Genomic DNA, 8155 nt, shown 5'->3' with positions numbered 1-8155 from the left:
GTGGATCGCTGTCCTTGTTTATTGAATACTTTACCTGGTCGACCATTAGCGAATGGATGATCTTGGTAGTCGGTGAATATTTCTGGTTTGCCATCGATGCCAGTGACAATGACGTCGTAACCGCGGTTTCGGGTGAGTAGATGCGTCGCTGTACCCTCAGAAAAAGCCAGCATATCCAAAAACGCAGTCAGGTTTGGGGAGTTACTGAGCATTATCTTTTCTCTCCGGTGCAGCCTGTTCACCCAGTTGCCGAATACGACGTTGGATAAGCAGTTCAATAGCCTGGTAACCAGCGATGCCAAGAGCTGCGCCAATGCCATTGATGGCGACAGGCGACAGATCGGGGAATTGTACCAGTGCGATACCTGCCATCATTGAGACAAAGCCGCCCAGCATTACTCGGCCAATAAATAATCGGAGTGTGATGGGTTCACTACCCGACAATACTTTGCCGACGGCAATCAGTGTGCCAATAATAAATAAGGAGACGATACTTTTATCTGTTTCATTCATGTGTGAGTCCAGCCGTTGGTTTTTGAGGCAATGCAATAAAACAATAGAGATAACAGGGTGTTTTACGTGTTGTCCCATGGTGTATGGTATGGCCTATATTAAACCAGTTGGTCCGTTGTGATGGCAGCGATGGCTGATGGGTCAGTCATCAGCAAACAGGATATTGCGAATGTTCGGGAAACGGAGAAAGTGGCTGATTTATAAATATGAATCATGTGAAAATTATTTACATGCTTTTTCTGATGAAGCTCAAGTCTTGTTTCACTTTCAAGTGATTTATGCGCAAGCATTGAATCGCTGTTTTCTGGTAATTTTTTTATCATTTTGAAAAATAAATATTTTTAATGACGGTGTATGGGGAAGATAATGCTCTTTTCTACATGGTAGACATTGTTTCCTTGCTGTGCTGAGAGAAATGAATAAGTCGGAACGCATCTCCAGTGCGTGAAATTTTCTAACATGAACAGAGTAACTGGTATATGGTTTTTTTATGTTGATAGTAAATATGTTTGCATGAATCGAAATAATTGAATTTTGTATATATTGCAAGGTTTTTTAATGGGGGTGTTTTTATTTTTTACTGTGATTTATATTAAATTTCTCTATTTATAGTATGTTTCTAACAGGTGTCAATTTGCGGAATTATTTGGCCAAATAATATCAAAAAGGTGAAGATATATTGTCCAGTTTTAATTGATTATTGACAGGGAAATAGAAAAGCCGCAACAGTCATAAGGGGCTACTGCTGCGGTGTTAACATGAGAGTTATACGCCTAGTTTTTTGTGGTACTCGGCGCGGGTTTTTTTCAGTTCATCTGTTGCTGCTTTGGCTTCTTGCAATTTACCCGCATCAACCAGTGCGATAGCTGCATCGATTTGCTGGAGCAGTTTTCCCAGCCCTTCGTTAAAAACTTTGCTATTCGGACTATTGTTGAACTCTGGATCTACCTTGGCCTTGGTTGCATGGGCTTTCATGTTCAACAGCTCTGTTTTCAGCGTGGCTGCATCGGTGGCACTTGAGGCGCTTTTATAGCTCTTCGCCATAGCGCCCATTTCGTCTTTTACTGCGGCCAGACTAGCAAAAGGAAGCGCTACAGTAGACGCTGCGATTGCCAGACTGATGGACATAATTGTTTTTTTCATTGCTCACTCCTGTTGGTTAGCCAGATAACGGGTTTATAACCAAAATATTCGAGTTGCAGGACAACGCCATATATAAGCCTTTAAGGGCAAGGCTATTTATAGTTTTGTCACTCAGCAACTGAGGTGCTCCGGCAGCTTACATAAGTAAGTGACTAGGTTGCATGACAACGCTGCCAGAAGCAGCGTTGTCATGCAACTCGAATTATTTCTTGTATATTATCCAAGGGTTGTCATCAATGTTTGTACATTGGTCAGCAGTTGTATGGTCGTGATGAATGGAGGTGGATGAGTGAATGTCGATGATAAAGTGACAGTAAAAACCGATGGTGACGTGCGCCGGGAAGGAATCATCCTGACGGTAGAACCATTTCAGGAAGGAACGATGTACCTCATTGCCCTGGAAGACTATCCCGAAGGAGTCTGGTTTTTCAATGAGCTTAACAGCCCAGAGGGAATATTTGTCGAGCTATACCAGTCTGCCGCCCAATAAATGGGCCGATACAGGTGACTGACTGTATCGGCCCGCATGATCAGAAGGTTTCCCAGTTATCATTACCGGGCTTTATACTCGAAGAAGCGCGTAAAGCAGTCGCTGTTGATGCAGCCAGCATAGGCTTGGGCATGATGGGAACCGATGCGTAAGCTCTGTCCTGAATGTGGTTGGAGAGTTTAAAGGAGGACACTGTACGCGTTAGCACCATCGCTTGCTCTTCGAGTGAACTGGCTGCCGCAGATGCTTGTTGTACCAATGCTGCGTTTTGCTGTGTCACACTATCCATCTCGGAGATTGCCTGACCAACTTGAGTGATGCCACGGCTTTGTTCATCTGAAGCGGAAGCGATCTCATTCATAATGTCGGTTACACTACTTACGGCACGGACAATTTCATGCATGGTCTGACCCGCTTTGTCTACTAGTTCTGAACCATTATGAACCAGTGAGACGGATTCGGAGATCAATCCTTCAATCTCTTTGGCGGCCTGAGCGCTGCGCTGTGCCAGACTACGAACTTCACCTGCTACAACCGCAAATCCTCTGCCTTGCTCGCCAGCGCGGGCTGCCTCTACAGCAGCGTTTAACGCCAGAATGTTCGTCTGGAAGGCAATGCTGTTAATCATATTAGTGATTTCGGAAATTTTCTGTGAACTGTTAGAAATACTGTTCATTGTGGTGACTACATTTTCGACGATTTCACCTCCTTGTCTGGCTTTGCCCGATGCAGTAGAGGCTAGCTGGCTGGCATGGTGCGCATTATCGGAGTTCTGTTTGACGGTAGCAGTCAACTGCTCCATGCTGGCAGCAGTCTGTTCGATTGCCGCAGCTTGCTGTTCAGTTCGTGAAGATAGATCGCTATTGCCTGCAGTGATCTCGGTCGTTCCCTGATAAATGGAGTCCGCACTGTCACGCACTGTAGAAACGGTATGTACCAACGATGCTTGCATTTGCTGGATGTTATGACCCAGTGTGCCGATTTCGTTTTTGCCGTAGATTTCGTTGGGTTGTGTCAGGTCACCTTGGGCAATACGTTGAATGCGTTGTACCAGCCGGTTCATCGGCTTAATAAGCGTACCGCGCAAGAACAAGAAGGTGAGCAGGGTCATCACAGTAGCAATGGTGAAGCTGATAGCCATCAGTGTATATCCCATCACAGCCTCATATTGAGCACTGCTATTAAGTGCTTTGGCTCGCTCAGTACGAAGCGCGATCGCTTTTAACAAGGGCTTATTATAAGCTTCATCTAGCACGCGGACCTCTTCTGATTCGTGTGTCAGGATCTCTTCAAAATAACCATCTTTTGCTGCCTTCAGCATCGGCATGATGCCTTTTTCAATGTAATCGTTATAGGCTTTATTCAGTTCTGGTTCTAAGGCTAGGTCAGCATCTGTTTTGACGACTCGGTTCTCATAAACTTTGAAGGAGTCTTTCGAGGAAGCAATGCGTTGCTCCGCTTGCTTCAGGTTGTTATTGAATACGTCTGTGTCTCCAACACGAACGGCAGCGCCAGCTTGAATAATGAGCAGACGAGCGGTTCTGAGATGGTTGGAGCTGTTTGACAAACCGAGGCGGACATCAATTTCCTGAGTGACATAATCCAGATTTTGGTTGGCGCGTACCAGAAAATAGCTGGCAGTGCCTATAGCCAGGGCAAACAACAGCATGATGCCGCCCAGAATGATGACAAATAACGGTACGAGTCCAAGATTACCTAGGATGCCGGCTTTACCCTGTTGTTCAGACTTTGACATCATTTTCATATCCATTCGCTCATTTTCAGGAAAAACATATGTGCACTAACCGTACTATGTACAGGTGTGATTTGGGAATTTTTGTTTCTGGAAACAGTTGTGTTGCAGTCCTTATCCAAAATACCAACATAATCCAACATCGCTATATAATTTGAAACACTCATGAATTTCAATGCGATGTCGATCACGAATCTAGTGGTGAAGGAGTGTCAGCTTCTAGCTTTATATACTCAGTTAGTCGGTAATTAATCGACATAAGTGATGCCTAACAATTGGAAAGGTGAGGCGAGTTAACAAGCTGGTAACGTTCGACGCTGCTGGGGAAGCCTTACATCCCGAATTGACGTAATAGTGGGAGCGACAATCGTATTTTACCAATATTGATAGCAATAGATGAAAGAGATGATTGAAAAGGCTTTTCAGGCTACCACTTCTTTTGCTTTTTTATATTGTAACCTGCTTTTATTGATGGTTTTTTATGCACCTAACAAGAGCGGCTCAACACACTGTGCTCAAACAGTGCGTACTCTTATTGAACAGGAATATTCACAGTGCATCGTGAAGCTTGCTATTATTTTCTTTATAGTGACATTGTTTCAGTTGCATATAATAACTTATGTGATCGAATTAGGTGATCTAATGTAAGTTGATGTGATTATAGAATTGTGGTTTGGAGTCTTGAGTGTTTTTTTTGTTTCAAATCAATTGTTTGTGTTTTTTCTCAGCTTCGCGCATGATTGTGGGAAGTTTTTTTCTCGCATCAAAATTGGCATTGCCTTCAGGAAAATTTCATTGCGAGGTAAAAATTAGTGAAATATTGTGTTTTGTTCCCTTCTGTTTTGTGATATATATCACATAATTATCAAAATGCTGATGTGTCTGCGTTGTGTGAGTCAGGCGGAAGGCGTTACAGTTACTAAGGATTAGGACTAATCCTACGTTCTATGTTGGACGCAATACGGAAAAAGGATGAACCTAGAATTATGAACAGATGGAGTCTCAGACGCATCAGGGCAGATGCTGTATTTTTCGTCATTTTTAAAGATTATAAAGTAGTAGAATTATCTGGCACCGATAGTTTTCATGCCACCTATGGAGAGTGATTGTTTAGCGGGTGAGCAGTCTATCACCTAACTTATGTTTGAAACATAGTCTGTCGGGATGGGAATATGGGTACCTCTGAATTACTCAAACACATTTATGACATTAATTTGTCTTATTTGTTACTGGCTCAGCGATTAATAAACGACGAAAAAGCATCAGCAATGTTCCGTTTGGGCATCAATGAGGAAATGGCAGATGCATTGATGCAACTGACCCTACCTCAAATGGTAAAACTCGCTGAAACCAATCAGTTGATATGCCATTTTCGCTTCAGTGATCACAATACTATTAAATTGTTAACACAAGAATCCCGGGTTGATGATCTGCAACAGATTCATACCGGGATTTTGTTGTCAAGTCATTTGTTGCAAGAGCTGTCTTCAAAGGAAGAGAGCTTGCCTAAGAAAAGGGCATAATGATGGCTGAGAAAAGTATTGTTCAGGAAGCTAAAGATATTCAGCTTGCAATGGAGCTTATTTCACTGGGTGCTCGTTTGCAGATGTTGGAAAGCGAAACTCAGTTGAGCCGTGGCCGCTTAATCAAGCTTTATAAAGAGTTAAGAGGTAGTCCTCCACCTAAAGGTATGCTTCCTTTTTCTACCGACTGGTTCATGACATGGGAACAGAATATCCATTCTTCCATGTTCTATAATGCCTATCTTTTTTTGCTTAAAAATAGTCAATGCAGTGGCGTTGAAGCAGTCATAAAAGCCTATCGCCTTTATCTTGAGCAATGTGCCCCTCAAAGCGATGTGCCTTTACTAGCGTTGACCCGAGCCTGGACACTGGTACGGTTTGTCGATAGCGGCATGTTGCAGTTGTCCTCATGTAATTGTTGCAAGGGCATGTTTATCACCCATGCGCATCAGCCAAAAAATAGTTTTGTCTGCAGTTTATGCCAGCCACCTTCTAGAGCAGTAAAAAGACGTAAACTTTCGCCGAGTGTTGCCGATATGATACCTCAACTGCTGGACGAACAGGTTAAACATGCAGTCTGAGCCTGATGGCGATTTTGTGGTTCTGTCATCGCGCGTTCATTGCTCGATGACAGTGTTCCCTCCAAATAAGTCGTTGGTAAAACTGCATTTATAACTCTCTAGGCCACCCTTTTACTATCTATAAGGAATTCTTGTGCTGGTTATATTGGGTTATCTTGTCACTATAGGCTCCATACTTGGCGGTTATCTTATCGTTGGTGGCGAGTTAGGTGCGTTGTATCAGCCTTCTGAACTGCTGATTATCGGTGGCGCAGCTGTTGGCGCATTTATTGTCGGTAACAACGCCAAGGCGATCAAAGCGACGCTAAAAGCGTTGCCGGTTTTATTGCAAGGCCCCAAATATACGAAAGCCGTGTACATGGATCTGATGGCTGTATTATTCCGACTGATGGCCAAGTCTCGTCAGCAGGGTATGCTCTCGTTGGAATTTGATATCGATAACCCGAAGGAAAGTGAAATTTTCTCCAATTATCCCCGCATCTTGGCTGATAACTATCTCGTAGAATTTGTCACGGATTATCTCAGATTGATGGTCAGTGGCAACATGAATGCGTTTGAGATTGAGACGCTCATGGATGAAGAAATTGAAACCGTCGAGCATGAAGTGGAAGTGCCTGCAACTAGTCTGAACCTGATGGGGGACGGTTTACCAGCGTTTGGTATCGTTGCAGCAGTAATGGGGGTGGTGCATTCACTGGCATTTGTTGATCGACCGGCTGCTGAATTGGGCATGATGATCGCTCATGCAATGGTGGGGACGTTCCTTGGTATTTTGCTGGCTTATGGTTTTGTATCGCCTCTGGCATCGTTGTTACGCCAGAAAAATTCAGAGAAAATCAAGGTCCTTCAATGCATCAAAGTGACTCTTTTGTCCAGCCTGAATGGCTATGCGCCACAGATTGCCGTTGAATTCGGACGCAAAACCCTTTATTCAACGGTTCGTCCTTCATTTACTGAGATGGAAGAACATATTCGTAATGTGAAGGCTCCAGCGCAGCAGGCATCGGAAAATGACGCATGAAACATCAGCATCCCATTATCCGCAAAAAACGTAAATCGGGACATGCTGCCCATCACGGTGGTTCATGGAAGATTGCCTATGCTGACTTCATGACTGCTATGATGGCTCTTTTTCTGGTCATGTGGTTAATAGCTATTTCCTCACCTTCTCAATTGGCTCAGATTGCTGAATATTTCCGTACGCCACTGAAAATCGCTATCACATCTGGTCCAAAGATGAGCGATGCTTCTAATCCCATCCCTGGTGGTGGTTCCGATCCAACACAGCAGGAAGGCGATGTGAAGCGGCAGATTGATACTATGGACGGACGTCTTGAAGAAATAAAGCTGAACAAACTGCGAGAGCGCCTCGATCAGTTGATCGAAGCTGATCCTCGCCTTAAGGCATTGCGACCGCATCTATTAATTGAAATGGTCGATGAAGGATTACGTATTCAGATTATTGACAGTAACAACCGCCCAATGTTTAAGACTGGCAGTGCTCAGGTCGAACCTTACATGAGTGATATTTTGCGAGCTATCGCGCCTATTTTAAATGATATCCCTAATAAAATTAGTTTATCGGGCCATACTGATGATGCACAGTATGCAATGGGTGAACGCGGTTATAGTAACTGGGAGTTATCTGCGGATCGTGCTAACGCGTCCAGGCGTGAACTGATTGCAGGCGGACTAGCCGATGGTAAAGTCTTGCGCGTCGTTGGCATGGCCGACACGATGAATCTTAAGCAGGCTAAAGGGGGCAGTGATGCTATTAACCGACGTATCAGTCTGGTTGTCCTGAATAAGCAGGCACAGGAGAACATCGAGCGTGAGAATGCTGAAAGTAGCGCAGTAAATATTGATAAGATAGAAAATTTACAGAATATGGGTATGGATAAAGCCAAGCAAGTTACTGCGCCTGTCGATAACGGTAACAGCACAGCTATACCAAAGCCCGAAAACAATGGGACGCCTGCATCTGGCTCAACTGTGTCTCCTGCTCAGGCACCCGCAACAGCGGTGCCGGTATCTGGAGCGAATGGCGCATCGGCGACAAACCGTCGGCAGCCTACAACAGCATTGCCAGCAGCACCTGATAGTCAGGCGACACCTTCTTCAACAAGCCGCGATTCACAGCAGAGGTGACCCA

General features: G+C 44.3%; 8 protein-coding genes and 1 pseudogene. 5 read left to right on the top strand and 4 right to left on the bottom strand.

From position 1 onward, the window contains the following. From Dpoa2040_RS06010 to Dpoa2040_RS06000, 3 genes and pseudogenes are all read right to left on the bottom strand, one after another. Positions 1-212 (bottom strand): annotated as a pseudogene (locus Dpoa2040_RS06010) (glycoside hydrolase family 104 protein); the annotation flags it as partial. Beyond that, positions 202-513: a phage holin family protein gene (locus Dpoa2040_RS06005; protein WP_042871337.1), complete on the bottom strand. Its 312-nt coding sequence runs from the start codon at positions 511-513 to the stop codon at positions 202-204. The gene Dpoa2040_RS06005 and the pseudogene Dpoa2040_RS06010, both read right to left, overlap by 11 nt. Before the next feature lie 765 nt (positions 514-1278). Next, a complete protein-coding gene (locus Dpoa2040_RS06000) occupies positions 1279-1656 on the bottom strand; it encodes a cytochrome b562 (protein ID WP_168640633.1) in 378 nt (125 codons plus the stop codon). Positions 1657-1945: 289 nt separating this feature from the next. On the opposite strand from Dpoa2040_RS06000, the gene dsrB reads away from it, so the two are divergent. Continuing rightward, entirely contained in the window at positions 1946-2146 is a 201-nt protein-coding gene (dsrB, locus tag Dpoa2040_RS05995; RefSeq protein WP_042871334.1) for a protein DsrB, read from the top strand. A gap of 40 nt (positions 2147-2186) precedes the next feature. On the opposite strand, the gene Dpoa2040_RS05990 is transcribed toward dsrB, so the two are convergent. Beyond that, positions 2187-3917, bottom strand: coding sequence for a methyl-accepting chemotaxis protein (locus Dpoa2040_RS05990; RefSeq protein ID WP_168640632.1), 1731 nt, complete (start codon positions 3915-3917; stop codon positions 2187-2189). Positions 3918-5071: 1154 nt separating this feature from the next. Between Dpoa2040_RS05990 and flhD the strand changes: the two genes are divergently transcribed. The 4 genes from flhD to motB all read left to right on the top strand — a co-directional run bounded on the left by flhD (position 5072) and on the right by motB (position 8151). Beyond that, positions 5072-5422 (top strand): flagellar transcriptional regulator FlhD, encoded by a 351-nt coding sequence (flhD, locus tag Dpoa2040_RS05985; protein WP_016940930.1) that lies wholly within the window; start codon positions 5072-5074, stop codon positions 5420-5422. 2 nt (positions 5423-5424) lie between these two features. After that, positions 5425-6003, top strand: a complete 579-nt coding sequence (flhC, locus tag Dpoa2040_RS05980) for a flagellar transcriptional regulator FlhC (RefSeq protein WP_023640182.1) — start codon at positions 5425-5427, stop codon at positions 6001-6003. A gap of 133 nt (positions 6004-6136) precedes the next feature. Continuing rightward, a complete protein-coding gene (motA, locus tag Dpoa2040_RS05975) occupies positions 6137-7024 on the top strand; it encodes a flagellar motor stator protein MotA (RefSeq protein ID WP_146411173.1) in 888 nt (295 codons plus the stop codon). Beyond that, positions 7021-8151 carry a flagellar motor protein MotB gene (gene motB / locus Dpoa2040_RS05970; RefSeq protein WP_042871326.1) on the top strand — a complete coding sequence of 377 codons (1131 nt, stop codon included), beginning with the start codon at positions 7021-7023 and terminating at the stop codon, positions 8149-8151. The genes motA and motB overlap by 4 nt, the downstream gene beginning before the upstream one ends. Positions 8152-8155 lie beyond the last annotated feature (4 nt).

The sequence above is a fragment of the Dickeya sp. CFBP 2040 genome, from assembly GCF_012273755.1.
GTDB classification, from domain to species: Bacteria; Pseudomonadota; Gammaproteobacteria; order Enterobacterales; family Enterobacteriaceae; genus Dickeya; species Dickeya poaceiphila.
This window is presented reverse-complemented; position numbering and strand designations above follow the sequence as displayed.

What these genes read in the sequence shown, in the direction of transcription:
- Dpoa2040_RS06005 (WP_042871337.1), bottom strand. Translation starts at nt 513, where the DNA reads ATGAATGAAACAGATAAAAGTATCGTCTCCTTATTTATTATTGGCACA.
- Dpoa2040_RS06000 (WP_168640633.1), bottom strand. Translation starts at nt 1,656, where the DNA reads ATGAAAAAAACAATTATGTCCATCAGTCTGGCAATCGCAGCGTCTACT.
- Dpoa2040_RS05990 (WP_168640632.1), bottom strand. Translation starts at nt 3,917, where the DNA reads ATGGATATGAAAATGATGTCAAAGTCTGAACAACAGGGTAAAGCCGGC.
- flhC (WP_023640182.1), top strand. Translation starts at nt 5,425, where the DNA reads ATGGCTGAGAAAAGTATTGTTCAGGAAGCTAAAGATATTCAGCTTGCA.
- motB (WP_042871326.1), top strand. Translation starts at nt 7,021, where the DNA reads ATGAAACATCAGCATCCCATTATCCGCAAAAAACGTAAATCGGGACAT.
- flhD (WP_016940930.1), top strand. Translation starts at nt 5,072, where the DNA reads ATGGGTACCTCTGAATTACTCAAACACATTTATGACATTAATTTGTCT.